A 26059-nucleotide genomic window follows, 5' to 3' on the forward strand; every position below is an offset into this window, starting at 1 on the left:
CCCGTGTTCTCCACGTAGGTGCCTTGGTGGCCACGCCTACGCACTGAATCGCCCGTGATGTCCGGGCCCCCGAGTACGTTCGAAGCGTGCCTCTACTTACCTTCCGCCGTGCCAAGAGACCGGCTGCGCCCGACCCCAATCCTGACCACGCGTGGAAACTGCTGAGCCTTGTAAACGAGTGGATTCGTCACTCCGACGCCAAGGCGGGGGTGACTCTCGCTTTCGTTGGTGTTCTCGGCACGATGCTGTTCAACCTCGTCAGGGCGTTCACGCAGCGCTCTCCCATCTTCGATGTGGTTGTCGTCGCCGCGTGTGTGCTGCTGGTGCTGGCCGCGGCGCTGTGCGGCTGGACTCTGACGCCGCGCGTCAACGACAAGGACGCCGCCCCTGAAGCAATGAATCGGGTCTTCTTCGCAAGCATCGCCCGACATTTCAGAGGCGACCGTCCCGGCTACACGGAGGTGCTAGGCACGCTGACAGCGGATCCGCGCGAACTCGTCCGGGATCTCGCTGATCAGGTCCACGCGAACGCAAAGATCGCGACGCTCAAAGCAAAGTACGTGAAATGGGCGATCCGGTCGGCCCTAGCGGCTGGCACGTGCGTCGCGGCGGTCGCAATCATCGTCGGGATTGAAAGCATCTGAGGACGGGGAACATGGACGGCAACTACAAGGCGTACAGCTACACGAGCAGTGCCGATCGGATCAAGGCGATCCTGGATCAGCCCGCAGGAAGCTTCGAGGAGGTCGACGGGCTGCCCGACCGGGACAAGCTCACGTTCACGAACGGGTTCTATGGAATGTGCTCGGCGGTCTTCATCGACATCCGAGACTCTTCTGGGCTCACCGCCAAGCACAAGCGTCCGATTCTCGCAAAGATATACCGCGCTTTCATCTCTGAGATGGTGGCGGTGCTGAACTCCGATCTGTACGTCAGGGAAGTGAACATCGTTGGAGACTGCGTTTGGGCTGTGTATAAGACCACGCAGAAGACGCACATCGACGATGTATTTGGCATTGCTTCTCAGGCGAACACACTCATCAAGCTCCTCAACCACCACTATGCGAAAAAGGGAATCGACCCCCTGAAGATCGGCATCGGCGTTGACTACGGCCGAGTGCTCATGATCAAGGCGGGATTCAGCGGAAGTGGAATCAACGATGTCGTCTACATGGGTGAGGTCGTCAACCGCGCCGCTCACCTGGCACACGAAGCAGGCAGAGGGTGGTCCGACCCGATCTTCGTGGGCGGTGTCTTCGAGCAGAATCTCAACGACCACAACAAGGCGCTGCTGACTTCTCGATACGTGAACGGTCTCGGAACGGTCCACACTGGCAACGTCGTGAGCACGTCGATGAACGATTGGGTCGACACCCTCAGCTGACGGGTTCCGGGCTGATGAGGTTCGGCCGCTGCTCGTCCAGGTCGTTGTGCTCCTCGCAGGGTGATTTGGCGCGGAAACATCCGTGCGTCCGAGGTCGGGCGTACCCTAGGTGTCGAGGTAGTAGCCACGATTTCTAGGTCGCTTGCGACGGTCCCCTCGGGACGCTCACCACATGATCTACCTCCTCGGCGGAGCTACGCACCTCTCAGGAGGCGGACATCATGTTCCGACTGCTCTGGAATCTCGGCATCAGAGTTCGGCTGTTCCTGCGGACGTACATGCCAACGAACATCCTGCTCGACGCGCTGCGCACCCGACGCGGCCTGAAGTGGGGCGTGCCCGCCATGCTCATCGCCGTGCCGTACTTGCTCGGCGCGTGGCTCTTGACCATCTGGATCGCCGACGGCGGGCCGGGGTGGCTGAACCTGCTCGTGCTGCTCTTCATCTGGAACACGCTGAAGTTCCTCGTCAACGGGCCGATCACGCTCGTCGTCCTGATCCGGGCTCGCCTCGCCGAGCGGCGCGACCGCCGACTCGTCGAGCGCGAGTCGGCGGCTTACGCGGCGGGCGACGACCTTCCCGTTCTCACCGCGACGCGACTCTGACCCGGACGCATCGGGATCGCCAACGGCACTGTAAGAGCGGCCCTGCGCTCTGTCCGAAAACCTGTCCGTTTACTGCCCGTAGCCGTCCGTAAGCGTCCAGGGATAGACTGAGCCCCAGACGGCAACTGCCGCCTGGGGCTCAGTAAATTGCTGGTCTCAAGAACCGGAAGTGTGGCTCTGAGGGCCTCCCGGAATCAGACCCCGAAGTACAGCTCGTACTCGAACGGGTGCGGGCGTGCCGCGATCGGCTTGATCTCGTTCTCGATCTTGTACTCGATCCAGGTCTCGATCAGCTCGGGCGTGAACACGCCACCCGCGAGCAGGAAGTCCTGGTCGGCACGAAGCGCCTCGAGCGAGTCGAGCAGCGAGTTCGGAACCTGCGGGATGTTCTTCGCCTCCTCGGGGGGAAGCTCGTACAGGTCCTTGTCAACGGGCTCGTGGGGCTCGATGCGGTTCTTGATGCCGTCGAGGCCGGCCATCATCTGCGCCGCGAAGGCGAGATACGGGTTGCCCGAGGCATCCGGTGCGCGGAACTCGATGCGCTTGGCCTTGGGGTTCGATCCCGTGATCGGGATACGGATGGCCGCCGAGCGGTTACCGGCCGAGTAGACCAGGTTGACCGGGGCCTCGTAGCCCTTGACCAGACGCTTGTACGAGTTGATCGTCGGGTTGGTGAAGGCGAGCACGGCGGGCGCGTGCGCCAGCAGGCCACCGATGTACCAACGGGCGATGTCGGACAGACCGCCGTAGCCGTTCTCGTCGTAGAAGAGGGGCTTGCCGTCGAGCCACAGCGACTGGTGCGTGTGCATGCCGGAACCGTTGTCACCGAAGAGCGGCTTGGGCATGAAGGTCGCGACCTTGCCCCACTGCTCGGAGGTGTTCTTGACGATGTACTTGAACTTCAGGATGTCGTCCGCCGAGTGCACCATGGTGTCGAAGCGGTAGTTGATCTCCTGCTGTCCACCGGTGCCGACCTCGTGGTGCGAGCGCTCGAGGACGAAACCGGCCTCGATCAGCTTGAGCGTGATGTCGTCTCGCAGGTCGGCCGTCTTGTCGACGGGGCTGACCGGGAAGTAGCCACCCTTGTACGGGGTCTTGTTGGCGAGGTTGCCGCCCTCTTCGGCGCGGCCCGTGTTCCAGGCGCCCTCCTCGGAGTCGACGCTGTAGAAGCTGGAGTTCTGCTTCACTTCGTAGCGAACGTCGTCGAAGATGTAGAACTCGGCCTCGGGGGCGAAGAACGCGGTGTCGGCGATGCCGGTCGAGGCGAGGTACTTCTCAGCCTTCTTAGCAACCTGACGCGGGTCCTTGTGGTATATCTCGCCGGTGCGCGGGTTGTAGATGTCGAAGATCATGATGAGAGTCTTCGCCTCGCGGAACTGGTCGAGGTACGCCGTCGACACATCCGGAATCAGCTGCATGTCCGACTCGTGGATGTTCGCGAAACCTCGGATCGAGGAGCCGTCGAACAGCTGGCCGACGGTGAAGAACTCCTCGTCGACCGTGGAAGCGGGGATGTTGAAGTGCTGCTGAACACCAGGAAGATCCGTGAACCGGATGTCGAGGAACTTGACGTCCTCGTCCTTGATGAACTTCAACACCTCGGATGAGTCTTTGAACATTCTGGCTCCAGAGGTAGGGCATTCGGGAACTGCCGCCCGCGATGCGGGCCTCCCTGAAAGCTATCGTCGGGGCATTGCCCGACAATGACGCTATTGTTTCCGGCATGTTACGCGCGGCTGGATACGCTGGTCCGGTGACATCGAATGCACCCGACGCCTATCCCGGTCAACGCCTCGGTTTGCCGCGGGATGGCGCGGGTTCTGTCGCCCGCGTCGGACGCCGTATCGGGGCCCTCGTGATCGACTACGGCGCGGCGTATCTGATTTCAGGATTCTTCGCTTTTGACGCGTTGGCGATCCTGGCGATCTTCGGCGCGATCCAGATCTTGTTCCTGCCAACGCTGCAGGCCAGCCCCGGTCACCGAATCTTCGGCCTGCGGCTGCAGATGGTCGGCGGCGGATGGGTGGGGCTCTGGCGCCCGATCATCCGCACGCTGCTGCTGATCGTCGTGATCCCCGCGGTGATCTGGGACGCGGATCAGCGTGGCCTGCACGACAAGGCTGTCGGAACGATCCTCGTCCGGCGCTAGGTTCCGGACCTTCACACCGACCCGGACGGTGCGAGCAGGGTCAGCGGGGACGCGGCGCGCGAACCTTCGTGGGGTCGATCCCCTTCGGGATCGGTAGCGATGCGAGGGACTGCGAGACCGAGTCCACGCGCTTCATGACGGCGACCATGGTCGCCTTGTCGAGCTTGCGCGGGAATGACTTGATCGTCTTGGCAAGATCCTTGATCGGAACCTCGCCCGCGCCGTGGCCGATATAGATGACGTGCACCGGCACGCCGTTGGCGACGCGGTTCACCTTCGAACGCTCTTCGTTCACAAGTCGCTGGAGGCGGCCTTGCGAGCCCTCGCCGATGACCACGACACCGCCGCGGCCGATTGCGCGGTAGACCGCATCCTGAGTCTTCGGGTTGACGCCCACGGGGGTCTCGGACGCGGTCCAGCTGCGCCCGAGGAACGTGGTGATGACGTGACCTACGGCACCCGGCATGCCGTCGATCTGGTCGTACATGGCGCGCGTGGACAAGCGCGTCATGGTCATCAGCGACGCGAGGATGCCCGCGAGGAAGCCGGTGATGCCCCAGAGCAGGATGTTCCACCACTCCGGCTGGATCAGGAACGCGACCACGATGCCGAGCCCCGTCGTCACGAAGAAGATGCCCGTGAGCAACCACGGAAGGAAGCCGAACGACCGTCGTGTGAAGATGTAGAGACTCTTGATCTGGGAGAAGAACCCGGGACGCTTCTCGGGTGCCGCGCTGCGTGCTGCCATACCTTCCAGCCTACTTCCCGAGAGCCCGGTGTTCCGCGCGATGATTCGCTGTCTTGCACGTCGCGCGTCCTCCACAGCCCGGTCTCTGCGTCCAGTCACCACTGATCGGAGGAAGGGGTGGCCTCAGTGTCTTCCGCCGGGCCAGCGTAGGAGCATGACCGAACCGCCGCTGATCGATGATCCGTTGGCGGGTGCCGTCGTCCGGATGCGGCGCGTCACCCAGCCCGAAGCTCCTTTCGCCGGGTGGCTGGCGCGGGTGGACGAGACGGTCGTCCAGCTGGTCGACACGGCGGATCTGCGTGGTTGGCCGGGATGGCGGTCCCGGGGGGACCATGTGCTCGGGGTTCAGGACGTCTTACGAACATCGTCAGGTCACGAGGCGGTGCTGCCCTGGTGCATCGAGCGGGTCGACACGTTTCTTGCGCGGCGCGAGGAGGGCGGCGCTGACTTGGGGGCGGGTGAGGTCATCACTATCGCCGTGAGCCTCATTCGTGGGTGCGGCACGGCGCGTGGCGAGACGCCCCGAGGGGACTGGTGGTTGACGCAGGACGGCACCCCGACTTTCGTCTGTGCAGCGGATGGCGCTGCGGACCCCATCGGTGAAGCGGCGGGCTCACTCGTCGATCGCCTGTCTGAGATATCGAGTGTCGACGGCTCGTGGCGCCTACGCGAAATCGCCAGGATGCTGCGGGATGGCCGAGACGCGGCGGAGGCCGAAGCGCACCTGTTTGCGATCGCTTCCCCCGAACCCCTCGTCCTCACGCCGCTGACCCCACGACGAGCGGCGGATGCGCGGCGGGCGGGCGCCGTCGAAGTCGTTGAGCCGGAACGGCGCGATTCGCTCCTGGCCCGACTCGTCCGCAGGCATGTCGACTCCGGCATCGGGGACATGGTCTCGGACGCGATGGATTCGGTGCGCCGGCGTGCAGGGAACACGCGCCGCAGGGTTGCCCGGCCCTGGCTGGTGGCGGTGGGTATTGCGGGCGTGATCGTCGTCGGCGGCCTGGCCTGGCCGACGGGCTCCACTCCTGCCGCCAACGCGCGTCCCGCTGCATCCGAATCGCCCGCTCCGTCGACTGGGATGGCAGGACCCGGTGACACGACCACGGGCGCGCCACAGGGCGACGCGGAGCCGGAGAGCGCGGATGGGGCCGGGCAGAGCGACCCCGCGGCCGCGCTGCAAACCGCGCTGGAATCTCTCGCGACCTGCGCAGATGCCGCGTGTGCGGCGAAGCTCTTCGAGGAATCTGCCGCCCCGGATATGCCGCCGGGTGCGGTTGACCTGCCCGCCGCGGAGCGACGGATCGAGCTTCTGGACGACCTCGGGGGAGTCGCGATCCTGAGCGTCAGCGGCATGGATGACAGTGGCATGAGTGGCATGAGTGGCGAAGTCGGCTCTCAACTCGTGGTGCTCGTGCGAACCGGCGAGTCCTGGGTGATCCGTGATGTGCGGGATGTCGAGGCGCCGTGAATGCGAAACGCCCCGACATTTCTGCCGGGGCGTTTCAGCGATCGCCTACTCGAAGTCAGGCTCGATTAAATACCGAGGTCCGCCGCGAACTCCGCTGCCTCTAGGCGTGCCTTGACGGCACCGAGGAACCGGGCGGCATCCGCACCGTCGATGATCCGGTGGTCGTACGACAGGGCGAGGTAAACGACCGAGCGAACGCCGATCGCTTCGACACCATCGACCTTGACCACTCCGGGGCGCTTGACGACGATTCCCGTGCCGAGAATCGCCGACTGGGGCAGGAACACGACGGGGGTATCGAAGAGGGCACCACGCGAACCGGTGTTGGTCAGCGTGAACGTGCCGCCTCCGAGCTCGTCCGGCTTCAGCTTGTTGTCGCGCGTGCGGGCAGCAAGATCGGCGATCTCGTGGGCGATCTCGGCGAGGTTCTTCGAGGCCGCATCACGCAGGACCGGCGTTAGCAGGCCCCGCTCGGTGTCGACCGCGATCGAGAGGTTCTCGGACGCCGGGTACACGATCGTGTCACCGTCGACCGTGGCGTTGACGATCGGGAACGCCTGCAGCGCTTCGGCAGCAGCCAGAGCGAAGAAGGGCAGGAACGACAGCTTGTCCGACGTCTTCTTCTGGAAGTCGACCTTCACGCTGTCACGGAAACCCGCGAGCTTCGTGACGTCGACCTCGACGACCGTCGTGAGCTGGGCCGTGGCCTGCATCGACGCGACGGCACGCTCGGCAAGGACCTTCCGCAGACGGGACATCTTCTGCGTCGTGCCACGCAAGGGCGAGACCTCGAGAGCGGGGGCCTTCTCTGCGGCGGGTGCTGCGGGTGCCGCGCTAGCCGATTCAGCAGCCTTGAGGACATCCTCCTTGCGGATGCGCCCTCCGACACCCGTGCCGGTCACGGTCGAGAGATCCACGCCCTGCTGCTGAGCGAGACGGCGCACCAGAGGCGTGACATACGTGCGCTCATCGGACGAGTCCGATGATGCGGCCGGCGCTGCCGGCGCACTCGGCGCGGGAGCCGAAGGTGCCGGAGCGGATGCGGCCGGAGCCGGCGTTGCGGCAGCCGGAGCGGCGGCAGCCGGAGCGGGCTCGGGTGCGGGCGCCTGCTCGGAAGTCTCGGATGCCGGGACATCCGCCTCGACGGGCTTCTCCGTGGAAGGCGCTTCAGGCTCGGTGACGGGCTCTGCGGCCGGAGCCGGTGCCTGCTCGGAGGCGGCGGGTGCGCCGCTGCCGATCTTGGCGAGGACCGCGCCGACCGCGATGGTCTCGTCCTCGGCCGCGACGATCTCCTGCAGAACCCCGGCAACGGGCGACGGGATCTCGGTGTCGACCTTGTCGGTCGAAATCTCAAGCAGCGGCTCATCGACGGCCACCTCGTCGCCGACATTCTTGAGCCAGCGCGTGACGGTGCCCTCGGTGACGGATTCGCCGAGTTCGGGCAGAACAACGGACGTGCTCGAACCACTCGACGCACCGACCGCGGCGGGTTCGGCCGCGGCGTTGCCGGCCGGTTCGGCGTCAGCAACGAGCTCGGGCTCTGCGGGTGCCTCAGCGACCCGATCTTCGGCCGGGGGCTGCGCCTCAGCGGGAGCGGATGCCTCAGGCGCTGCGTCGCCCGAGGGCTGGCCGCTGCCGTCGCCGATCTTGGCCAGCAGACCGCCGACCTCGACGGTCTCGTCCTCCTGCACCAGAATCTCTTCGAGAATTCCGCTCACGGGGGAGGGGATCTCGGTGTCAACCTTGTCGGTCGAGATTTCGAGCAAGCCCTCATCGGCCTTGACCTCGTCTCCCACCTGCTTCAGCCAGCGGGTGACCGTACCCTCGGTTACGCTCTCGCCGAGAGCGGGGAGGACGACGGATGTGCTCATGACGATGTCTCCTTAGGGACGAAACTGTCGATGTCTAGCTTAGTGAAGCCGAGGACGGGCATTGCTAAAGCGCGTGCAAGGGTCGGCCCGCGAGAGCGAGGAAAGCTTCGCCGAGCGCCTCGCTCTGGGTCGGGTGGGCATGCAAGTACGGGGCGATATCGTCCGGGTGCGCTTCCCAGCCGACGATCAGCTGTGCCTCGGCGATCAACTCACCGACACGCGCGCCGATCAGGTGAACGCCGATCACCGGACCGTCGACGGCGCGCACCACGCGAACGAGACCCCCCGTGCCGATGATCTCACTGCGCGCGTTGCCCGCAAGGTTGTAGTCGAACGAGGTGACCTTCTCGCTCCCCAGATCGGCGACCGCCTCTGCGAGAGTCGAACCGACGGAGGCGACCTCGGGGTCGCTGTACGTGATGCGCGGGACCTGCCGCTCGGGCACTGCGGTCGCGGGTAGTCCCGCCATCCGCTCGGCCACGAAGATCCCCTGCGCGAAACTGCGGTGCGCCAGCTGCAGGCCGCGCACGATGTCGCCCACCGCCCACACACCGGGCACGGATGTCTGCAGGTCGTCGTTCACGACGACGAATCCGCCCTCGAGCGCGACACCCGCCTCTTCGAGACCGAGGCCTGCGGTACTCGGTCCGCGACCGATCGCCACGAGCAGATAGTCCGCGTCGAGCTGAGTCCCGTCCTCGAGCTGAACGACCACGGCATCGTCGCTTTGCGTCGCCGAAGCGAACCGTGAGCCGATATGCATCCCGATCCCGCGCTTGCGGAACGCCCGCTCGAGACCCTTGCTCATGGCCTCGTCTTCCTGCGGCACGAGCCGGGGGAGAGCTTCGACGATCGTGACCTCGACACCGAAGGAGCGCCAGAGGCTTGCGAATTCGACGCCGATGACGCCGCCGCCGAGGATCACGACACGTCGCGGGATCTCGGGCAGCTCGAGCGCGTGCTCGCTCGTCAGAATCCGGCCGCCGGCCTCGAGGCCCGGGATGATCTTCGAGAAGGAACCCGTCGCGAGGAGCACGTTCTTGCCCCGGTACACGTCGGCGCCGACCCGCACCCCCCGGTCTTCTTGGAGATAGCCCTCGCCGTCGATCACGGTGATGCCGCGGGCCGAGATCAAGCCCTTGAGCCCCGCAAACTTCTTGGCGACGATTTTTTCCCGGTAGGTGCGGAGGCCATTCGCGTCGATGCCCGTCAGGGTTGCGTCCACGCCGATCTCGCTCGCGGACCGCACGGCATCGGCGACTTCGGCGGCGTGCAGAAGCGCCTTGGTGGGGATGCAGCCGCGGTGCAGGCACGTGCCACCGAGCTTGTCGCGTTCGACGATCGCGACCTTTGCGCCCAGTTCTGAGGCACGGATCGCCGCGGAGTAGCCGCCGCTCCCGCCGCCGAGAACGACCAGGTCGAAGACGTGCTCCGCCATTACCGGGCACCTCCCGAAACGAATTCGATCAGGGAACGAACGCTGGCTCCGGTGGGGCCCTTGTCGGTCGACCCGTAGGGACCGCCCTTGTTCATGCCGACTCCCGCGATGTCCAGGTGAACCCAGGGGATGGTCGGTGCATTCTCTTCCTCCGACACGCGTCCGATGAAGTGCTGCAGGAACAGCCCGGCGAAGAGCGAGCCGCCCGCGGGGTCACCGATCTTGGCGTTCACGAGGTCGGCGATGGAGGAGTCGAGGTCATCGCGCATGTATGCGGGCAAGGGCAGCTGCCAGGCGAGCTCGCCCGCTCGCTCGGCCGCCGCGAGGTACTCGGCGACGGGTGCGTCATCGCCCATCACCCCGGCGTAGCGGGTGCCGAGGGCAACGCTGATCGCGCCGGTGAGGGTCGCGACATCGATGATCACGTCCGGGCGCTCACGGGATGCCGCGACGAGGCCATCGGCGAGAACCAGGCGACCCTCGGCATCCGTATTCAGAACTTCGATCGTCGTTCCATCAAGTGCGGTCAGGACGTCGCCGGGGCGCGTCGCGCGTCCCGAGGGCATGTTGTCCGCGATGCAGAGATAGCTCGTGACCCGCACGGGCAGCGCCAACTCGGCAGCGGCGCGCACGACCGACAGCGCGACAGCAGCACCGCACATGTCGTACTTCATCCCGACCATCGAGCCCGCAGGTTTCAGGGAGAGGCCGCCGGTGTCGAAGGTGATTCCCTTGCCGACGACAGCGACGTGGCGGGAGGACTCGGCGGGTGCGTAGTCCATGCGGACGAAGCGCGGCGGACGGTCAGAGCCGATGCCCACACCGAGGATGGCGCCGAATCCTTCGGCCTCGAGCGCTTCCTCATCGAGCACCGTGACTTCCACGGGGAGGTGGGCGACCTCTGCCACCGCACGTTCGGCGAGATCGGCCGGGCCGAGTCGGTCGGCCGGAATCGCGACGAGTTCTTTGACGAGGGCCACCGCGTCGACGACCACCTGCGCGGCGCGCACGTCGTCGTCCGACACCTCTTCGGTCGAGACCACGATCACACGGGCCGCGCGACGCTTTCCGCCGTTCTTCTTATAGGTCGCGAAGGTGTATCCGCCGAGGCCCGCGCCCTCGGCGATGGCGCGCCAGGTGCCATCGGGTGCGCCGGGGGAGAGCACGGCGACGGATTCGATCTGACCGAGAGCGCGGATGCCCGCGCCCGCGGCATCCCGGTACGCACCGGGCTGCACCGCCGAACCGACACCCGCAACGGCCACCGCGCCACGCGCACTGTCTGCGAGCGGCACACGGGCGAAGGAGCCAGGAGCTCCCGAGAACTCGATCGCGCGCAGCGCATCGGCAAGGCCTGGCCAGGGGGAGAGATCGGGGCCATCGTCCACGAGCGGTGGAAGCAAGAGGAGCGAGACGTCCGCGTCGATGTCTGTCGCTGAGGCAGGGAAATACGAGATCTGCGGCGTCGGCATATGGACCATCCTAGGTCGGCGTCTGGAGCGGCGCCGGTGACTCGCGCGGGGCGTCGCGGTGTTCGCTGTGAGCGCGACCGCTCAGCGCGGCCCGACCCTTCGGTGGCTCGTAGAGTGGAGGCATGCCCCCGTTCGGTCCTCTCTACGCGACGTCCCCTGACGCGCCCGAGGTGCCCCGCGGCCTGCCGCTGGTCATAGCGATGACCGGCTTCACGGACGCCGGGAGCGCCGTCGCTCAGTCGATCGACGTGCTGCGCGACGGTGTCGACAACGTGCCCGTCGCGACGTTCTCGAACGACGCTCTGCTGGACTACCGTGCACGTCGCCCCGTGATCTCCTTCGACCAGGACCACCTCACGGACTACGTGCCGCCGCGCCTCGAACTGGCGCTTGCCCACGACCTCATCGGCCAGCCCTTCTTGACGTTGACCGGCTACGAGCCGGACTTCGCGTGGGATGCGTTCACCCACGGCGTTGTCGAACTCGTCACGTCTCTCGGCGTCGAGTCCGTCACCTGGGTCCACGCGATCGCCATGCCCGTGCCGCATACGCGCCCGATCGGCACGACGGTCAGCGGCAACAGGGCTGACCTGATCTCGGCTCATTCTGTCTGGCAGCCGCACACGCAGGTTCCGGCAACCGTGGGGCACCTGCTCGAGATGCGTTTCGTCGAGCAGGGCGTGAATACGTCGAGCTTCGTCATGCTCGTGCCGCACTACTTGGCCGATGCGGAGTTTCCCGCGGCCGCCATCGCGGCGCTCGAGAGCATCACGCTCGGAAGCGGCATCGCATTGCCGACGGAAGATCTGCGTGAGGAGAACCTGGGTTTTCTCGCCAAGGTCGACGAGCAGATCGCCGCGAACGACGAGCTGGCGACGATGCTCGAGAACCTCGAGTCTCGCTATGACCAGTACATGGCGGGCTCTCCGCTGCGTTCGTCGTCGCTCGGGGAATTCGATCTGCCGAGCGCGGACGAGCTCGCAGCCGAGCTCGAGCGGTACCTCGCTTCGCGTCCGGCGGGCGACGACGATAAACACACCGGACTGTCCTGATCTCTCGACTCGCAATGCGCGGGACCGGTTCGGTGTGGCCGGGAATTCATGGGCGCGCTCCCGCGTTGATATGAGAGTGCCATAGGGTGGCTCGCACCTCGCGTGCGATGTGCCATAATGGACAATCGGACCCGTTGTCAACCTTGAGCGATTCGCTCAGGACTTGACAAGGGTCTTACTCGTGCCCGCAAACGACCGAGTGCATCAGATGTCTCAGACGTGATGCGTCGGTGAAAGGCGAATTGTGACCCCTTCTCGCACCTCCACGAAGGACCTCGTCGATGAGACGGAGACCACGGCGGTCAAGGCTGCTCCGCGTCCCCGCAAGGCTCCCGCAGCCAAGGCGGCTGCCGCCAAGGCTCCGGCGAAGGCTGCAGCAAAGCCGGCCGCCGGTAAGGCCGCCCCGGCGAAGAGCAAGGCGAAGGCATCGAAGGCCGTCGACGAAGACGCCGTCGACGAAGAAATCGAGCCCGACGAAGAGATCGACGCAGAGGCGGATGTCACCGACGACGACGAGGCAGTCGCGACGCCGGCCGCCAAGGTCGATGCATCCGATTCTTCCGACGATTCTTCCGACGACGACGAAGACGAAGACGGCAACAAGAAGAAGCCGGTCTTCACCGAGCCCCTGCCCACCGGCGCGATCGTCATCTCATCGAGCGATGAGGACGATGTCCCGGTCTACTCGGCTCAGATCACCGGTGCCACGGCAGACCCCGTCAAGGACTACCTGAAGCAGATCGGTAAGGTTCCGCTGCTGAACGCGGCCGAAGAGGTCGAGCTCGCGATGCGTATCGAGGCCGGTCTGTTCGCCGAAGAGAAGCTCTCGGCGCTGAGCGACACCGAAAAGCGTTCGCAGCTCGGTCGCGACCTGACCTGGGTGGCGAAGGACGGCCAGCGCGCCAAGTCGCACCTGCTCGGAGCGAATCTGCGCCTCGTCGTCTCGCTCGCCAAGCGCTACACCGGCCGTGGCATGCAGTTCCTGGACCTGATCCAGGAGGGCAACCTCGGTCTCATCCGCGCGGTCGAGAAGTTCGACTACACCAAGGGCTTCAAGTTCTCGACGTACGCAACCTGGTGGATCCGTCAGGCGATCACGCGTGCCATGGCCGACCAAGCGCGTACGATCCGCATCCCGGTGCACATGCTCGAGGTCATCAACAAGCTCGCTCGCGTGCAGCGCCAGATGCTGCAGGACCTGGGCCGCGAACCCACACCCGAAGAGCTCAGCCGCGAACTCGACATGACCCCCGAGAAGGTCATCGAGGTTCAGAAGTACGGTCGCGAACCGATCTCGCTGCACACGCCCCTCGGTGAGGACGGCGATAGCGAATTCGGTGACCTCATCGAGGACACCGAGGCTGTCGTGCCGGCGGATGCCGTGGGCTTCACGATGCTGCAGCGTCAGCTCGAGTCGCTCCTGGACTCGCTCAGTGAGCGCGAAGCGGGCGTGATCCGCATGCGCTTCGGCCTGGGCGATGGCATGCCGAAGACGCTCGACCAGATCGGTGACACGTTCGGCGTGACGCGTGAGCGGATCCGTCAGATCGAGTCCAAGACGATGGCGAAGCTGCGGCACCCGTCGCGGTCGCAGTCGCTGCGGGACTACCTGGAGTAGGCCGTGCGCAGCGCGATCGGCATCGCCGCAGGGCGGGCCGTGCAGTGGTTGCTGCGCGTTCGCGGGGGCAAGGGCAGCGGTGCCCCCGGGCTCGTGACGAACAGGATCGCTCCGGCCCTTCTGCCGCGCGTGCTGGCGTCGTTCTCCGAGGGGCTCGTCGTCGTGAGCGGGACAGCAGGCAAGTCGACCACCACGAAGATGGTCGCTGCTCTTCTGCGCGCGCACGGGATGCGGGTCTTCACGAACTCGTCGACCGCGAACCTGCCGCAGGGCATCACTTCGGCGGTGCTCGATCAGGGTGACTGGCGGGGTCGTGTGGACGCCGAGATCGCCGTGCTCGAGATGGACGAGGCGTTCGGCGCGCTCATGTCGTCGAGCTTCGAGGCCCGCGTGGTCACCCTGACCAACATCAACCTCGACGACATCGCTCGTTTCGAGTCATCCGACCGGGTCACCCGTCTGCTCACGGCCATCGCGCTGCGGGCCCGATCGGCCGTCGTTTTGAACGCGGACGACGCATCGCTCTCGACCGTGGCAGCGTCGCTCTCCGAGGAAGCGCCGGGCGTAACCATCCGGCGCTTCGGTGTCTCTGCGGAAGTGATGGCGGCGCATCCGCAGGGACTTGGCTCGGTGCGCACGACGACAGAGCGTCTCGGCGAGGGACTCGGCACACGCGTCGAGTCCGTATCGGGCCGTGACGCCGAGATCGATATCGGCGGATCCCGCGAAGACGTCACTCTTCCGGCGCGGGGGGTGCACTTCGCCGTCGATGCTGCGGCCGCGTTCGAGACGGCGCGAGCCGTGGTCGGCGACGCGTTCAATGCTTCCCTCGCTGCTTCCACGCTCTCGACACTCGACCCCGTCTTCGGGCGCGGCGAGACGGTTGAGATTGCCGGCCAGCAGATCGAGTGCGTCCTGGTCCAGAACACCGCGAGCTTCCAGCTCAACATCGACGCGTTGCGGCCAGGACTCGAACGCGTTTTCGTCGGAATCGGCGACGAGGAAGAAGACACCTCGTGGTTGTGGACCGTGCGAACGCACGCGCTCGGCCGCGTCGATATCGTCGCCGGTCCGAAGGCGGATGCCATGGCGAACCGACTGGCCTACGACGGCGTGCCTTTCGACGCGGTCGATGTCGATCTCATCCGCGGGTTCGAGGCCTTCCTGGCATTGCCCGCTCCGACGACCGGGGTCAAGACCGTGGTCTTCACCTCGCGCAGCATGCGCAAGATCCGCGGCCACTACGGACTGACCTCCGAAGAGGTCAAGAAGGCGGGAATCCGATGAGTGCCGTCCTCTCGATCGCATCCCTCTTTCCCGAGCGACTCAACATCCACGGCGATGCCGAGAACGCCGACGTCCTTCGGGTGCGTGCTGGATGGCGGGGAATCGAGGCACAGGTCGCGACGATCGCGAGCGCCCAGGATGCCGCGGGTCTGCGTCCCGACGCGGTCACTATCGGGGCGGGCTTCGACGCTGACGCCCCCGAAGTTCTGGCTGGGCTGCGCGAGATAGCGGGCGAGCTGATCGCGTGGGTCGACTCCGGAACCGTCCTGCTGGCAGTCGGACTGGGCTGGGAGATGCTGTCGCACTCGCTCGAGCTCGACGGAGCGGACCCGCTGTCGGGCATCGGTATCTTCGCCGGACGGAGCGTCGCGTCCGAGCGGCACGTGGGCCGGATCTCGGTCGACAGCGAATGGGGCGCGCTCACCGGTTACGAGTACCACCTGCGTGACTACGTGCTGGGCGGGGGGGAGCGGTTCCTCGGTACGGTCGCCTCGGGAACCGGTAACGTCGCAGCGGTCCAGAGCGGTGCCGCGCGGGCCGAGGGCGCCGTGCGGGGCACCGCCTACGGGACAGGCATCCGCGGTCCTGTCCTCGCACGGAATCCGGCCTTCGCCGACCACCTGCTCACGATCGCGGCCGCCCACGCGGGCCTGTCGTTCGCGAACGAGACTCCGGACGAGCGGTTAACGACAGCGGACGACCACGCCGCCAAAGCGAACGTGATCGTCCGTCGGGCGCTCGGCCTATCGGCCTGAGCGTCAGAAAGTTTGTTTAGGCCTCGACCAGACGAGCCGTCTCGTCGTGCCATGAGGTCGCGATGCTGCGGAGCTTGTCTTCGTACTTGCGACCGTGGTGGGCGCAGAACAGAAGCTCACTACCGTTGACCTCGGCGGCGATGTACGCCTGCGCTCCGCAGGAGTCGCAGCGGTCCGCGGCCGTCAGGCGGTAGGCGATCGTGGCTTCTTCGGTGGGTGTCATGAGCGTGTTCATCGCAGTGCCTCCTCGTGATCGCCAATGTCTTGCAAAGTGCGTCGTGCAAGGTCTTCATACAACCATGGGTTTGTTACGGTGAGGGCCCGATTCGATGACATTTCGCTGACCGCGTACGGTGGCCCACGGGCCCGGGATCGGTGCCGTGTGTCGGCGGCGAAGGCGGTGTGGCCGCTTGTACGCTGTCAGATTGTGACGTCCGAGTATTCTGCGCATCATCTTCAAGTCCTCGAAGGGCTCGAAGCCGTGCGCAAACGGCCCGGCATGTACATCGGCTCGAACGGGTCGCCCGGGCTCATGCACTGCCTGTGGGAGATCATCGACAACGCGGTCGATGAGACCCTCGGCGGCAATGGATCGAAGATCGATGTCGTGTTGCACGGTGACGGCAGCGTCGAGGTGCGAGACAAGGGACGCGGCATCCCTGTCGATGTCGAGCCCCGCACCGGTCTGTCGGGTGTTGAGGTCGTCTTCACCAAGCTGCACGCCGGCGGCAAGTTCGGTGGCGGCTCGTATGCGGCATCCGGTGGTCTGCACGGTGTCGGCGCATCCGTCGTCAACGCGCTGTCGGAGCGTCTGGATGTCGAGGTCGATCGTGGCGGCAAGACCTGGGCGATGTCCTTCCACCGGGGTGAGCCCGGTCTGTTCGCAGACAAGGGCGAGCCCAGCCCGTCTGCGCCGTTCACACCGTTCGACGAGCGCAGCGAATTGCGCGTCGTCGGCAAGGCTCCCCGCGGCGTCACCGGCACCCGCGTCCGCTACTGGGCCGACAAGCAGATCTTCACGCCCGACGCGGCATTCCAGGTCGACGAACTCGCGACGCGGGCCCGTCAGACCGCATTCCTGGTTCCGGGTCTCGAGATCGCGGTGCGCGACGAGCGTGCCGGTGTCGAGCCGACGGATGTCTCGTACCGCTTCGACGGCGGAATCTCCGAGTTCGTCGAGTTCCTCGCCCCGGATGCTCCGATCACGGACACCTGGCGACTGACCGGCACCGGGACCTTCACCGAGACGGTGCCCGTACTTCAGGCGACCGGCGCCATGGTCGCGACCGAGATCGAGCGCACCTGCTTCGTCGACATCGCTCTGCGCTGGGGGACGGGCTACGAGACCGTGACCCGCTCGTTCGTCAACATCATCTCGACGCCCAAGGGCGGTACGCATCAGCAGGGCTTCGAGCAGGAGATCCTGAAGGTCATGCGTCAACAGGTCGAGGCGAACGCCCGGCGTCTGAAGGTCGGCAACGACAAGCTCGACAAGGACGATGCTCTCGCGGGCATGACCGCCGTGCTGACGGTGAGCCTGCCCGAACCGCAGTTCGAGGGCCAGACGAAGGAGATCCTCGGCACGCCGGCCGTCCGTCAGATCGTCGCGCAGGTCGTCCGCAAGGAACTGGGTGCGCTGTTCTCGTCGACGAAGCGCGACGACAAGGCGCAGACCTCGATGCTGCTCGACAAGGTCGTGTCCGAGATGAAGGCGCGCCTGTCCGCCCGCGCTCACAAAGAGACGCAGCGGCGTAAGAACGCCCTCGAGTCGTCGTCGCTGCCGGCCAAGCTCGTGGACTGCCGCTCGAACGATGTCGCCCAATCGGAGCTCTTCATCGTCGAGGGCGACTCGGCGCTCGGCACCGCCAAGCTCGCACGCAACAGCGAGTTCCAGGCGCTGCTGCCCATTCGCGGCAAGATCCTCAACGTGCAAAAGGCGTCGATCAGCGACATGCTGAGCAACGCGGAGTGCGCCTCGATCATCCAGGTGATCGGGGCCGGGTCGGGGCGCTCGTTCGATCTGTCGCAGGCGCGCTACGGCAAGGTCATCCTGATGAGCGACGCCGATGTCGACGGCGCGCATATCCGGACGCTGCTGCTCACGCTGTTTTTCCGGTACATGCGGCCCCTCATCGAGGACGGGCGCGTGTTCGCGGCTGTCCCGCCCCTGCACCGCGTGATCGTGAAGCATCCCGGGACCAAGCCGAACGAGATGATCTACACCTACAGCGAGACAGAGCTGAATACGCTGCTCGCCAAGCTCTCGAAGGCCGGTCGTACGTGGCAGGAGCCCATCCAGCGCTACAAGGGGCTGGGCGAGATGGACGCCGACCAGCTCGCGACCACGACGATGGACCGCGGGGGACGGCTGCTCCGGCGCGTCCGGATCGAGGATGCCGAGGCCGCCGAGGCTGCGGGTCGCACCTTCGAGCTGCTGATGGGCAACGAGGTCGCCCCGCGGCGTGAGTTCATCATCGACTCGTCCGCGCATCTCGAGCGCGACCGCATCGACGCCTAGCTCCCGCGTGCGAGCCGTCGTACCTCAGGCCCGTTTCGAGGACGGTTCCCCTGGCACTTGTTGTCGCTTGTCACGGTCCACAACGACATCTACTGCCAGGGGAGCGGGTCCGTCTGGGAGACGTAGCGCGCGGGGCTAGAGGGCGCGGCCCACGGAGCCGATAGCGGCGTCGAGCGGCTGCCCCGAGGCGTCCCGCTTTGCCCCGGTCTCCGGGAGCGTGCGCGCCGAGCCATCCGTCCCGACGGCGCGCGGGGGAGCGGCACCCACCCACGCGAGCGTCAGCTCGTCCTCGCCCTTCAAGAAGGCGTGTGCACGGACACCGCCGGTCGCGCGACCCTTCGCGGGGAACTCCGCAAACTCGGACACTTTGGCACGACCCGCGTCTGTCCCGGGAAGTGCCTCCGCCGTGCCCGAGACGGTGACGACAACTGCCGCCGCCTCTCCGATAGCGCCGAAGAAGATCGCGTTGGCCGATCCGATATTCATGCCTGCCATGCCACCCGCCGAGGCGCCCTGCGGACGTACCGACGACGCCGCGAAACGGAGCAGGCGCGCATCGTCCGACACGAAGACGAGCTCGGATTCGTCGGGCGCCGATGCAACACCGACAACGCCATCGCCCGGCTTGAGCGCGATGATCTCGAGCTCGGGCTTCGGCGGCAGGGTGGACGGGACGATGCGCTTCACGACGCCCTGGCGGGTGCCGATTGCGAGGGGTGTGTCCGTGTCGAGGCGCGTGAGCATCACGACCCGTTCGGCCTTGTCGGTGAGACCGAGGTAGTCGCGCAGGGCGACCCCCGCGGCGAGCTGGACGGAGGCTGGCGGCACCGACGGCAGGTCGACTGGGCTGAATCGCAGCAGACGCCCGCGGTTCGTGATCGCCCCGAGTTCGCCCCGTACGGTCGTGCGCACCTCGGTCAGCAGCGCGTCGTGCTTGCTGCGTCGGGTCGGCGAGACGATCTCGGTGCCCTCCGACAGATCGACGCGCACGGCGCGGCCGGTCGTCGACACGACGACGATCGTCGGCGCATCCACGATCTCGAGGATCGGTGCATTGCGCGACGGACGCGCGACCGCGGGCGCAGCGTTCGTCAGCAGCGTCCGTCGCGGAGTACCGAGCTTGTCAGCGACCGCGTCGAGTTCGGTGGCGACCTGCTTGCGCAGCAGCGCGTCGCTGCCGAGCAGCTCTTCCAGCTGCGCGATCTCGGCGAGCAGCTGGTCGCGCTCGGCCTCGAGTTCGATGCGCGAAAACTTCGTCAAGCGGCGCAGGCGCAGTTCGAGGATGTACTCGGCCTGCAGCTGACTGAGATCGAACACCTCCATCAGTCGGGTGCGCGCCTGCTCGCCATCATCGGATGCGCGGATGACCTGGATGACCTCGTCGATGTCGAGGATCGCGATCAACAGCCCCTCGACGAGGTGAAGCCGCTCACGGCGACGATCGAGTCGGTACCGGCTGCGGCGGGTGACGACCGAGAGGCGGTGGTCGACGTACACACGCAAGAGTTCGCGCAGGCCGAGCGTGCGCGGTTGGCCCTCGACAAGGGCGACGTTGTTGATGCTGAAGGAGTCTTCGAGCGGCGTCAGGCGGTACAGCTGTTCGAGCACGGCCTGGGGGTCGAATCCGGTCTTGATGCCGATCACGAGGCGTGTGCCGTGCGTGCGGTCGGTCAGGTCGTTGACGTCGCTGATGCCCTGGAGCTTCTTGGACTGGACGGCATCCTTGATCTTCTCGATCACGCGCTCGGGGCCGACCAGGTACGGCAACTCGGTGACGACGATGCCCGTCTTGCGGGGGCCCAGGCTCTCGATGGAGCTGCGGGCGCGGGTCTTGAAAGATCCGCGGCCGGTTTCGTACGCGTCACGAATGCCCTCGAGCCCGACGATGACCCCGCCGGATGGCAGGTCCGGCCCGGGCACGTACGCCATCAGGTCTTCGAGGGTCGCATCGGGGTTCTCGAGCAGGTGGATGGCGGCGCCGACGACCTCGATGAGGTTGTGGGGTGCCATGTTCGTCGCCATGCCGACCGCGATACCGCTCGCGCCGTTGACCAGCAGGTTCGGGTATGCCGCGGGCAGCACCTCGGGCTGCTGGAACTGGTTGTCGTAGTTCGGGATGAAGTCGACGACGTCTTCGTCGAGTCCTTCGGCCATCGCGAGCGCCGCGGGTGCGAGGCGGGCTTCGGTATACCGGGACGCCGCGGGCCCGTCATCGAGCGAGCCGAAGTTTCCGTGCCCGTCGACCATGGGCACCCGCTGCGAGAACGGTTGGGCGAGACGCACGAGGGCGTCGTAGATCGGCGCGTCGCCGTGAGGGTGGAGCTTTCCCATCACCTCGCCGACGACGCGGGCGCTCTTCACATGGCCGCGGTCCGGCCGCAGGCCCATCTCAGACATCTGGTACACGATGCGGCGCTGGACAGGCTTCATCCCGTCGCGCGCGTCGGGCAGCGCCCGCGAGTAGATCACCGAATAGGCGTACTCGAGGAAAGACCCCTGCATCTCGCTGGAGACGTCGACATCTTCGATGCGCTCGGCAGGGGGCTCGGAAACAGGTGCGGGCATGGGGTCCTTCGGGCGAGAACGAGGGCCGATGGCACGTGTGCGAGACTGGCCCCGATGTCTCTCATGCTACCGGCGGAGCCCGCTCACGCCCGGAGCCTCACCGCTCTGGTGCCGGATGCCGTCGCCTCGCTCACGTCCTCGTCCGGGACTGCGACGCTGCCGTCCGCACGCAGCGCGATCCTCGTCGTGATCGATGGTCTCGGAGCAGCGAACCTGGCGGCGCGCGCGGGACACGCGCGATTTTTGACATCGGTGATGCGCAAGAAGGATGTCGCGCGCTCCGTTTTCCCCACGACCACCGCAGCCGCGCTGACCAGCCTCATGACCGGCACCGATCCGGGTTCGCACGGAATCGTCGGGTACCGCGTCCGCGTGCCCGAGACGGGTGTGCTCGCCAACCAACTGACGGGCTGGGAGTCCGACGGGCTCGACCCGGCCGTGTGGCAGCGGCGTCCGACGCTGTTCGAGACCGCGGCATCCGTCGGTGTCGAGGGCTTCGTCGTCAGCCGCGAGGAGTACCGTCACTCGGGATTTACGCGAGCGGCTTTCCGCGGCTCGACATTCGACTCGGCCGCATCGTTCGCGGACAGACTCGCGATCGCCCTCGAACACGCCACGGCCGCCCAGGGGCGCCTCGTATACGCCTACGCACCCGAGCTCGATTCTGCGGGACACCGGTACGGGTGGGAGTCCGACGAGTGGCTCGCGGCGCTTGAGGAGGCCGATGGCGCGGTCCGCTCGCTCGCATCCGCCCTGCCCGCCGACGTCGGCGTGCTGGTCACGGCCGACCACGGCATGGTCGATGTGCCCCGCACCGGCCATGTCTTGCTGCGAGAGGGCGACGACCTGGTCGACGGCGTCGCCGCCATTGCGGGAGAGCCGCGGATGCTGCATGTGTACGCCGAACCCGGCCAGGCCGAATCGGTGCTCGAACGATGGCGCGCCTCAGAATCCGGGCGTGCGTGGGTGCTGGCCCGGGATGAGACCATCACCACCGGCCTCTTCGGTCGTGTCGACGCCGAGGTGCGCGATCGGATCGGCGACGTGCTCATCGCGGCGCGCGGACGGGTGGCGTACTACGACGACCGACTCACGGACAAGGCGTCACAGCGAATGATCGGGCAGCACGGTTCGCTGACGTCAGCGGAACGCATCGTCCCGCTTATCCGGCTCGGTGCGTACGCCCCGAACTGACGGACCCGTGGCGCGGTCTGGCTGGCCTGTCGAAGGTTTTCGCTGGCCCGTCGCGGCTACTGATCTCCGTCGCCGCGTGCGCCGAAAACGATCTCGTCCCACGACGGCATCGCGTTGCGGCCTCGTCGGCGACCCTGCGCGTCGGCGACGACGGTGTCTTCGCGCGGTTCGGCGGTGGGCGCTTCCTCGTCGTAACCGGGCTCGAGTGCGTCGAAGAGGGCGACGGGAGCAGCGGGCGCCACGTTCTCTTCGCTCATCCCCGGGGCGCTCTCGCGTTGCCCGCGCCGACGGCGGAGCGCCTCGAGCAGGTCAGCGGTCTCGGCACTCGTGCTCGAAGTTTCCGTAGCGCGATTGACGGCGGCTTCTGAGGCCGTGGGGGCAGTGGACGGATCGAGATCGCGGCGCGGACCGAATGCTCCACTGTCGAAGCGCGTGTTGTCCTTGATCGAGGGCGCGGAGTCGAGCGCGCGCAGCCGAGGGATCAGCCCCTCGGGCAGTGATCCCTGGCGCGAGAGCTGTTGCGCGTCGGCATTGAGCGGCGAAAGCGCGCTCCGCCGCGGGTCGAAGCTCCAGCGGGCGTCGTGCTCGATGTCCCCGACCTGGAACTGCAGCTTGACGATCCATCCGGAGGGATCTTTCCAACTCGACCAGCGCTCACGCGCGGCCGCGACGTCGGCGAGCTTCGCCCGCATCGCGGCGCCGAACGTGGGCTGTGCGTCGGCGTCATCGACCGCGCCGAGCAGAACGGGCACGGCAAGAGCGAGACCGACGATGTGCTCGCGTTCCGCGAGGACGGGGCCTTCGTAACGAATGACATCTTCGAGTCGAGCGCCCAGGACCTGCGCGACCTCTTGCGCCGACAAACCCGAACGAATCTGCGCCTGAATCTCGCGCGGGCTGGGTCGTGCAGCGCCCGATTCCGGCGCCGAATGGGCGCGACGAACCTCAGCGCGTAGGACATCATCGATCACCAGGGCGAATGTTTCGCCCGAGTCCGTCGCTACGATCAGTCGCTCATCCTCGGTGCGGATGACCTTGAGCTCTTTCATGCGACACGCCTTCTTCCGCGTTTCCGGTTCCGCCATCGTTACACGCGTGAGGGGTGGTCACGGGAATATCCAGCGCGCGCCGCCCGTTTGCCTCCGAGCGGATGTCGGAACGCAGCATTTGCTAAATGCCCTGCGGTCATGCAAACTAGCGCCGCCTGTTCGGCACCGCTCCACTGCACGCAATGAAAGAAGTGACCTAAACCCCATGGCTACGGACTACGACGCTCCCCGCAAGACCGACGACGACAGCGAGTCGATCGAGGCCCTGAAGGAGCGCGTTCCCGACAAGCTTTCCGGTGCCGTCGACGTCGAGGACGCAGACAACCCCTCGGGCTTCGAATTGCCCGGCGCCGACCTCTCCGACCTCGAGTTGGATGTCGTCGTGCTGCCTCCCCAGGAGGACGAGTTCACGTGCGTGAGCTGCTTCCTGGTGAAGCACCGTTCACAGGTCGATCACGAAGACTCGGTCGGACTCATCTGCCGCGACTGCTCGTAAGCACGCGCCCGGTTGATCGCCGCCGTGAGGCGGTCGGGGGTGCGGGTCGAGATGACCCACGAGACAACAGGGTCGTCTGGATCTTCGAGAGGGACGACCACCAGTCCGTCGATCCCGCCCCGGATCACGAGCCACGAATCGCGGTCGAGCCCCGGCCCGCGAGCGTTGCGCGCCTCGTCGCCCGAGAACGGCGCCGGCGACCCGAGCCATTCGACGCCGATGCGCGCCCGTCCGGCGCGAAGCATCCCCTCGCGAATGTCGATGACGGGCGACAGGACGACGAGAGCGGCAATGATCAGTGCCCCCACGATGGCGCCGACGACGAGCGCAAGAGTCGAGTCGAGCGGTGCGAGCACGAGCGCGGCCATCGGACCGACGACCGCGGCGGACACCAAAATCCAGAGCGAGGGCGTGAGCCGCTCGCGATACTCCGTACGTTGCTTCTGCATTACCCTCGATGAGTGACCGATTACGTGGACGTTCTCATTATCGCTCCAGAACCTCCGAACTACGCTCACCCCGGTGACGCTGGCGCCGATCTGGTCTCTGCTGAGTCGCTGCGGTTGGCCCCTGGCCAGCGTGCCCTGGTGGGAACGGGCGTCTCGATCGCGCTGCCCGACGGTTACGTCGCTTTCGTGGTGCCGCGCAGCGGGCTGGCCACCAAGCACGGCATCACAATCGTCAATTCACCGGGCACGGTCGATGCCGGGTACCGCGGCGAGATCAAGGTGACTCTGTTGAACACGGATGCTTCTGAGCCCTACGACATCGCCGTGGGTGATCGCATCGCACAACTGATCGTCATGCCCGTGAGTCGGGCGAACTTCATCCCGGTCGAGACACTCCCCGAGAGTGTGCGCGGCGAAGGCGGGTTCGGTTCCACCGGCTACCAGGCCCCTCAATCACAGGAGGTCGGCGCATGAGCGACGACGGCACGACCGTAGACCCGGCGGGCAAGTCCGCACCCGCCGACCGAGCGACCGGAGGACCCTTCGACGAATCCGAAGCGAATCCCGTTCGTCCCTATATCGACCTGGGTGGAATCAAGGTGCTGCCGCGCGAGGGGCTCAACCTGCGCCTCGAGATCGAGGAACAGTCCAAGCGCATCGTCGCTGTGGGGCTGGACTACGCCGGCTCCACGTTGCAGGTGCAGCCGTTTGCGGCGCCCCGCACGGGAGGGCTGTGGCACGAGACGCGCGCTCAGATCCGCGAGCAGGTTCGCCAGCAGGGCGGTCGCGTGGAGGAGCGGGAGGGTCCGCTCGGACCCGAACTACTCGCCGAGGTGCCCGTCATCGCCGGCGCGGAGGGAACTTCGGGCAAGCGCCTGGCGCGGTTCGTCGGTGTGGATGGGCCGCGGTGGTTCTTACGCGGCGTGATCGGCGGAGTCGGCGCATCCGATATCGAGGCAGCGGCCCAGATCGAGGACCTCTTCCGGTCCATCGTCGTCGTCCGTGGCGGAACACCCATGCCCCCGCGTGAGTTCATCCCGCTGAAGATGCCCGCGACCCCGGGTTCGGCGTGACCGACCAGCAGTCGGCACCACGGGATCCCGTTCGGGACGGGGAGTCGGATCCCGCGCTGACACCGCCATCGGCGTCCGAGGCACTGGGTTCAGCCCTCGCGGGTGCGGCGCGCCGCGCCGGTCTCGATCCGAACGCAGAGCGCTCCACCGGTCACGTCGTGTGGCATGCGATGGGTGGATGGCGGGGCATGGCCGAGGCCGTAGTGCCCGGTGTCGTCTTCATCGCCGTCTACACGCTGACGATGGATGCCTCGACGGGTGAGGGAAACCTGGCCTGGTCGCTCGGGCTCTCGGTCGGCATCGCCGCGGTTTTCACGATCGCGCGGCTCATCGCCCGCCAGCCGGTCACGTCGGCCGTGAGCGGGCTGCTCGCCGTCGTCGTTGCGGCAGCATTCGCCGTCTTCACCGGCGAGGCGAGCAACAACTTCATCCCGGGCTTCATCACGAATGCGCTCTACGGCGCGGCATTTCTGATCTCGGCTCTCGTCGGATGGTCGCTCATCGGCCTCGCGGTGGGCTTCCTGATGGGGGAGGGCACCGCGTGGCGGCGCGATCGGCGGAAGCGCCGTGCGTTCTTCTGGCTCGCCATCGCGTGGGCCGCGCTCTTTGCCGCGCGCCTGCTCGTGCAGTTCCCGCTGTATCTCGCCGACAACGTCGCGGCGCTCGGCACGCTCAAGCTCGTGATGGGCATTCCGCTGTTCGCACCACTGCTGGCGGTGTCCTATCTGGTCGTACGGGCTTTGTATCCTCCGTCCGACAAAGCGGACGCCGATATCCCTGAGTGACTGATGCTCGGTGGTAGGATTTATCTCGACATCAAGATAAACCGACCCCCTTCCCCCGTGCCGCAGAGCGGCGCACACTG

At 66.4% G+C, this 26059-nt stretch carries 24 protein-coding genes; 15 read left to right on the forward strand and 9 right to left on the reverse strand.

All coding sequences use genetic code 11. The annotated features are described in order from the left end of the window. Window positions 1-242 precede the first annotated feature (242 nt). The 3 genes from ACT9TC_RS00300 to ACT9TC_RS00310 all read left to right on the forward strand — a co-directional run bounded on the left by ACT9TC_RS00300 (window position 243) and on the right by ACT9TC_RS00310 (window position 1989). A complete protein-coding gene (locus tag ACT9TC_RS00300) occupies window positions 243-644 on the forward strand; it encodes a Pycsar system effector family protein (RefSeq protein WP_458041506.1) in 402 nt (133 codons plus the stop codon). An 11-nt stretch (window positions 645-655) separates the two neighbouring features. Continuing rightward, window positions 656-1384, forward strand: a complete 729-nt coding sequence (locus ACT9TC_RS00305; protein WP_458041507.1) for an adenylate/guanylate cyclase domain-containing protein — start codon at window positions 656-658, stop codon at window positions 1382-1384. Between the two features lie 221 nt (window positions 1385-1605). Beyond that, window positions 1606-1989 (forward strand): sulfate permease, encoded by a 384-nt coding sequence (locus tag ACT9TC_RS00310; protein ID WP_458041508.1) that lies wholly within the window; start codon window positions 1606-1608, stop codon window positions 1987-1989. Between the two features lie 194 nt (window positions 1990-2183). Here ACT9TC_RS00310 and glnA read toward each other — a convergent pair whose 3' ends face one another. Then, window positions 2184-3608 carry a type I glutamate--ammonia ligase gene (glnA, locus tag ACT9TC_RS00315; RefSeq protein ID WP_458041509.1) on the reverse strand — a complete coding sequence of 475 codons (1425 nt, stop codon included), beginning with the start codon at window positions 3606-3608 and terminating at the stop codon, window positions 2184-2186. Between the two features lie 134 nt (window positions 3609-3742). On the opposite strand from glnA, the gene ACT9TC_RS00320 reads away from it, so the two are divergent. Beyond that, window positions 3743-4138 carry an RDD family protein gene (locus ACT9TC_RS00320; RefSeq protein ID WP_458041510.1) on the forward strand — a complete coding sequence of 132 codons (396 nt, stop codon included), beginning with the start codon at window positions 3743-3745 and terminating at the stop codon, window positions 4136-4138. Window positions 4139-4178: 40 nt separating this feature from the next. On the opposite strand, the gene ACT9TC_RS00325 is transcribed toward ACT9TC_RS00320, so the two are convergent. Continuing rightward, window positions 4179-4886, reverse strand: a complete 708-nt coding sequence (locus ACT9TC_RS00325) for a DUF4191 domain-containing protein (protein WP_458041511.1) — start codon at window positions 4884-4886, stop codon at window positions 4179-4181. 154 nt (window positions 4887-5040) lie between these two features. Here ACT9TC_RS00325 and ACT9TC_RS00330 point away from each other — a divergent pair, with 154 nt between their 5' ends. Continuing rightward, window positions 5041-6357 (forward strand): hypothetical protein, encoded by a 1317-nt coding sequence (locus ACT9TC_RS00330; protein WP_458041512.1) that lies wholly within the window; start codon window positions 5041-5043, stop codon window positions 6355-6357. A 65-nt stretch (window positions 6358-6422) separates the two neighbouring features. Here ACT9TC_RS00330 and sucB read toward each other — a convergent pair whose 3' ends face one another. The 3 genes from sucB to ACT9TC_RS00345 all read right to left on the reverse strand — a co-directional run bounded on the left by sucB (window position 6423) and on the right by ACT9TC_RS00345 (window position 11138). Next, window positions 6423-8228: a 2-oxoglutarate dehydrogenase, E2 component, dihydrolipoamide succinyltransferase gene (sucB, locus tag ACT9TC_RS00335; RefSeq protein WP_458041513.1), complete on the reverse strand. Its 1806-nt coding sequence runs from the start codon at window positions 8226-8228 to the stop codon at window positions 6423-6425. A 64-nt stretch (window positions 8229-8292) separates the two neighbouring features. After that, window positions 8293-9666: a dihydrolipoyl dehydrogenase gene (lpdA, locus tag ACT9TC_RS00340; protein ID WP_458041514.1), complete on the reverse strand. Its 1374-nt coding sequence runs from the start codon at window positions 9664-9666 to the stop codon at window positions 8293-8295. Further along, a complete protein-coding gene (locus tag ACT9TC_RS00345; RefSeq protein WP_458041515.1) occupies window positions 9666-11138 on the reverse strand; it encodes a leucyl aminopeptidase in 1473 nt (490 codons plus the stop codon). Before ACT9TC_RS00345 ends, lpdA begins: the two co-directional genes overlap by 1 nt. Before the next feature lie 122 nt (window positions 11139-11260). On the opposite strand from ACT9TC_RS00345, the gene ACT9TC_RS00350 reads away from it, so the two are divergent. The 4 genes from ACT9TC_RS00350 to ACT9TC_RS00365 all read left to right on the forward strand — a co-directional run bounded on the left by ACT9TC_RS00350 (window position 11261) and on the right by ACT9TC_RS00365 (window position 15850). Then, complete coding sequence (locus tag ACT9TC_RS00350) at window positions 11261-12190, forward strand: proteasome assembly chaperone family protein (RefSeq protein WP_458041516.1); 930 nt, start codon at window positions 11261-11263, stop codon at window positions 12188-12190. 241 nt (window positions 12191-12431) lie between these two features. Next, window positions 12432-13808, forward strand: a complete 1377-nt coding sequence (locus ACT9TC_RS00355; protein WP_458042968.1) for an RNA polymerase sigma factor — start codon at window positions 12432-12434, stop codon at window positions 13806-13808. A 3-nt stretch (window positions 13809-13811) separates the two neighbouring features. Next, window positions 13812-15095, forward strand: a complete 1284-nt coding sequence (locus ACT9TC_RS00360; protein WP_458041517.1) for a MurT ligase domain-containing protein — start codon at window positions 13812-13814, stop codon at window positions 15093-15095. Continuing rightward, window positions 15092-15850, forward strand: a complete 759-nt coding sequence (locus tag ACT9TC_RS00365; protein WP_458041518.1) for a hypothetical protein — start codon at window positions 15092-15094, stop codon at window positions 15848-15850. The genes ACT9TC_RS00360 and ACT9TC_RS00365 overlap by 4 nt, the downstream gene beginning before the upstream one ends. Window positions 15851-15866: 16 nt before the next feature. Here the strand turns inward: ACT9TC_RS00365 and ACT9TC_RS00370 are convergent, their stop codons facing one another. Further along, window positions 15867-16085 carry a DUF7455 domain-containing protein gene (locus ACT9TC_RS00370; RefSeq protein ID WP_198517653.1) on the reverse strand — a complete coding sequence of 73 codons (219 nt, stop codon included), beginning with the start codon at window positions 16083-16085 and terminating at the stop codon, window positions 15867-15869. 192 nt (window positions 16086-16277) lie between these two features. On the opposite strand from ACT9TC_RS00370, the gene ACT9TC_RS00375 reads away from it, so the two are divergent. Beyond that, complete coding sequence (locus ACT9TC_RS00375) at window positions 16278-18368, forward strand: DNA gyrase/topoisomerase IV subunit B (protein WP_458041519.1); 2091 nt, start codon at window positions 16278-16280, stop codon at window positions 18366-18368. 135 nt (window positions 18369-18503) lie between these two features. Here ACT9TC_RS00375 and ACT9TC_RS00380 read toward each other — a convergent pair whose 3' ends face one another. After that, window positions 18504-20933, reverse strand: a complete 2430-nt coding sequence (locus ACT9TC_RS00380; protein WP_458041520.1) for a DNA gyrase/topoisomerase IV subunit A — start codon at window positions 20931-20933, stop codon at window positions 18504-18506. 54 nt (window positions 20934-20987) lie between these two features. Between ACT9TC_RS00380 and ACT9TC_RS00385 the strand changes: the two genes are divergently transcribed. Beyond that, on the forward strand, window positions 20988-22127 hold the full coding sequence (locus ACT9TC_RS00385; protein WP_458041521.1) for an alkaline phosphatase family protein: 1140 nt from the start codon (window positions 20988-20990) through the stop codon (window positions 22125-22127). A 56-nt stretch (window positions 22128-22183) separates the two neighbouring features. On the opposite strand, the gene sepH is transcribed toward ACT9TC_RS00385, so the two are convergent. Then, window positions 22184-23176: a septation protein SepH gene (gene sepH / locus ACT9TC_RS00390; protein WP_458041522.1), complete on the reverse strand. Its 993-nt coding sequence runs from the start codon at window positions 23174-23176 to the stop codon at window positions 22184-22186. A 205-nt stretch (window positions 23177-23381) separates the two neighbouring features. Between sepH and ACT9TC_RS00395 the strand changes: the two genes are divergently transcribed. Next, window positions 23382-23672, forward strand: coding sequence for a DUF4193 domain-containing protein (locus ACT9TC_RS00395; RefSeq protein WP_458041523.1), 291 nt, complete (start codon window positions 23382-23384; stop codon window positions 23670-23672). Here ACT9TC_RS00395 and ACT9TC_RS00400 read toward each other — a convergent pair. Then, complete coding sequence (locus ACT9TC_RS00400; RefSeq protein ID WP_458041524.1) at window positions 23630-24121, reverse strand: DUF3093 domain-containing protein; 492 nt, start codon at window positions 24119-24121, stop codon at window positions 23630-23632. The genes ACT9TC_RS00395 and ACT9TC_RS00400 overlap by 43 nt on opposite strands. 12 nt (window positions 24122-24133) lie before the next feature. Here ACT9TC_RS00400 and dut point away from each other — a divergent pair, with 12 nt between their 5' ends. Genes dut through ACT9TC_RS00415 form a run of 3 tightly spaced genes read left to right on the forward strand, consistent with a single transcriptional unit; the run spans window position 24134 to window position 25979 of the window. Further along, complete coding sequence (gene dut / locus ACT9TC_RS00405; RefSeq protein ID WP_458041525.1) at window positions 24134-24595, forward strand: dUTP diphosphatase; 462 nt, start codon at window positions 24134-24136, stop codon at window positions 24593-24595. Then, window positions 24592-25194: a DUF3710 domain-containing protein gene (locus tag ACT9TC_RS00410; RefSeq protein ID WP_458041526.1), complete on the forward strand. Its 603-nt coding sequence runs from the start codon at window positions 24592-24594 to the stop codon at window positions 25192-25194. Before dut ends, ACT9TC_RS00410 begins: the two co-directional genes overlap by 4 nt. Further along, on the forward strand, window positions 25191-25979 hold the full coding sequence (locus ACT9TC_RS00415; RefSeq protein WP_458041527.1) for a DUF3159 domain-containing protein: 789 nt from the start codon (window positions 25191-25193) through the stop codon (window positions 25977-25979). The genes ACT9TC_RS00410 and ACT9TC_RS00415 overlap by 4 nt, the downstream gene beginning before the upstream one ends. The last annotated feature ends 80 nt before the right edge of the window (window positions 25980-26059 follow it).

This window comes from Microbacterium sp. HM-570 (assembly GCF_054165885.1).

Excerpts from the sequence above, each read along its gene's own strand:
- ACT9TC_RS00310 (WP_458041508.1), top strand. The coding sequence starts at position 1,606 with ATGTTCCGACTGCTCTGGAATCTCGGCATCAGAGTTCGGCTGTTCCTG.
- ACT9TC_RS00370 (WP_198517653.1), bottom strand. The coding sequence starts at position 16,085 with ATGAACACGCTCATGACACCCACCGAAGAAGCCACGATCGCCTACCGC.
- ACT9TC_RS00380 (WP_458041520.1), bottom strand. The coding sequence starts at position 20,933 with ATGCCCGCACCTGTTTCCGAGCCCCCTGCCGAGCGCATCGAAGATGTC.
- ACT9TC_RS00400 (WP_458041524.1), bottom strand. The coding sequence starts at position 24,121 with ATGCAGAAGCAACGTACGGAGTATCGCGAGCGGCTCACGCCCTCGCTC.
- ACT9TC_RS00300 (WP_458041506.1), top strand. The coding sequence starts at position 243 with ATGCTGTTCAACCTCGTCAGGGCGTTCACGCAGCGCTCTCCCATCTTC.
- sepH (WP_458041522.1), bottom strand. The coding sequence starts at position 23,176 with ATGAAAGAGCTCAAGGTCATCCGCACCGAGGATGAGCGACTGATCGTA.
- lpdA (WP_458041514.1), bottom strand. The coding sequence starts at position 9,666 with ATGGCGGAGCACGTCTTCGACCTGGTCGTTCTCGGCGGCGGGAGCGGC.
- ACT9TC_RS00350 (WP_458041516.1), top strand. The coding sequence starts at position 11,261 with ATGCCCCCGTTCGGTCCTCTCTACGCGACGTCCCCTGACGCGCCCGAG.
- glnA (WP_458041509.1), bottom strand. The coding sequence starts at position 3,608 with ATGTTCAAAGACTCATCCGAGGTGTTGAAGTTCATCAAGGACGAGGAC.
- sucB (WP_458041513.1), bottom strand. The coding sequence starts at position 8,228 with ATGAGCACATCCGTCGTCCTCCCCGCTCTCGGCGAGAGCGTAACCGAG.
- ACT9TC_RS00410 (WP_458041526.1), top strand. The coding sequence starts at position 24,592 with ATGAGCGACGACGGCACGACCGTAGACCCGGCGGGCAAGTCCGCACCC.
- ACT9TC_RS00395 (WP_458041523.1), top strand. The coding sequence starts at position 23,382 with ATGGCTACGGACTACGACGCTCCCCGCAAGACCGACGACGACAGCGAG.
- ACT9TC_RS00365 (WP_458041518.1), top strand. The coding sequence starts at position 15,092 with ATGAGTGCCGTCCTCTCGATCGCATCCCTCTTTCCCGAGCGACTCAAC.
- ACT9TC_RS00330 (WP_458041512.1), top strand. The coding sequence starts at position 5,041 with ATGACCGAACCGCCGCTGATCGATGATCCGTTGGCGGGTGCCGTCGTC.
- ACT9TC_RS00345 (WP_458041515.1), bottom strand. The coding sequence starts at position 11,138 with ATGCCGACGCCGCAGATCTCGTATTTCCCTGCCTCAGCGACAGACATC.
- ACT9TC_RS00385 (WP_458041521.1), top strand. The coding sequence starts at position 20,988 with ATGTCTCTCATGCTACCGGCGGAGCCCGCTCACGCCCGGAGCCTCACC.
- ACT9TC_RS00305 (WP_458041507.1), top strand. The coding sequence starts at position 656 with ATGGACGGCAACTACAAGGCGTACAGCTACACGAGCAGTGCCGATCGG.
- ACT9TC_RS00325 (WP_458041511.1), bottom strand. The coding sequence starts at position 4,886 with ATGGCAGCACGCAGCGCGGCACCCGAGAAGCGTCCCGGGTTCTTCTCC.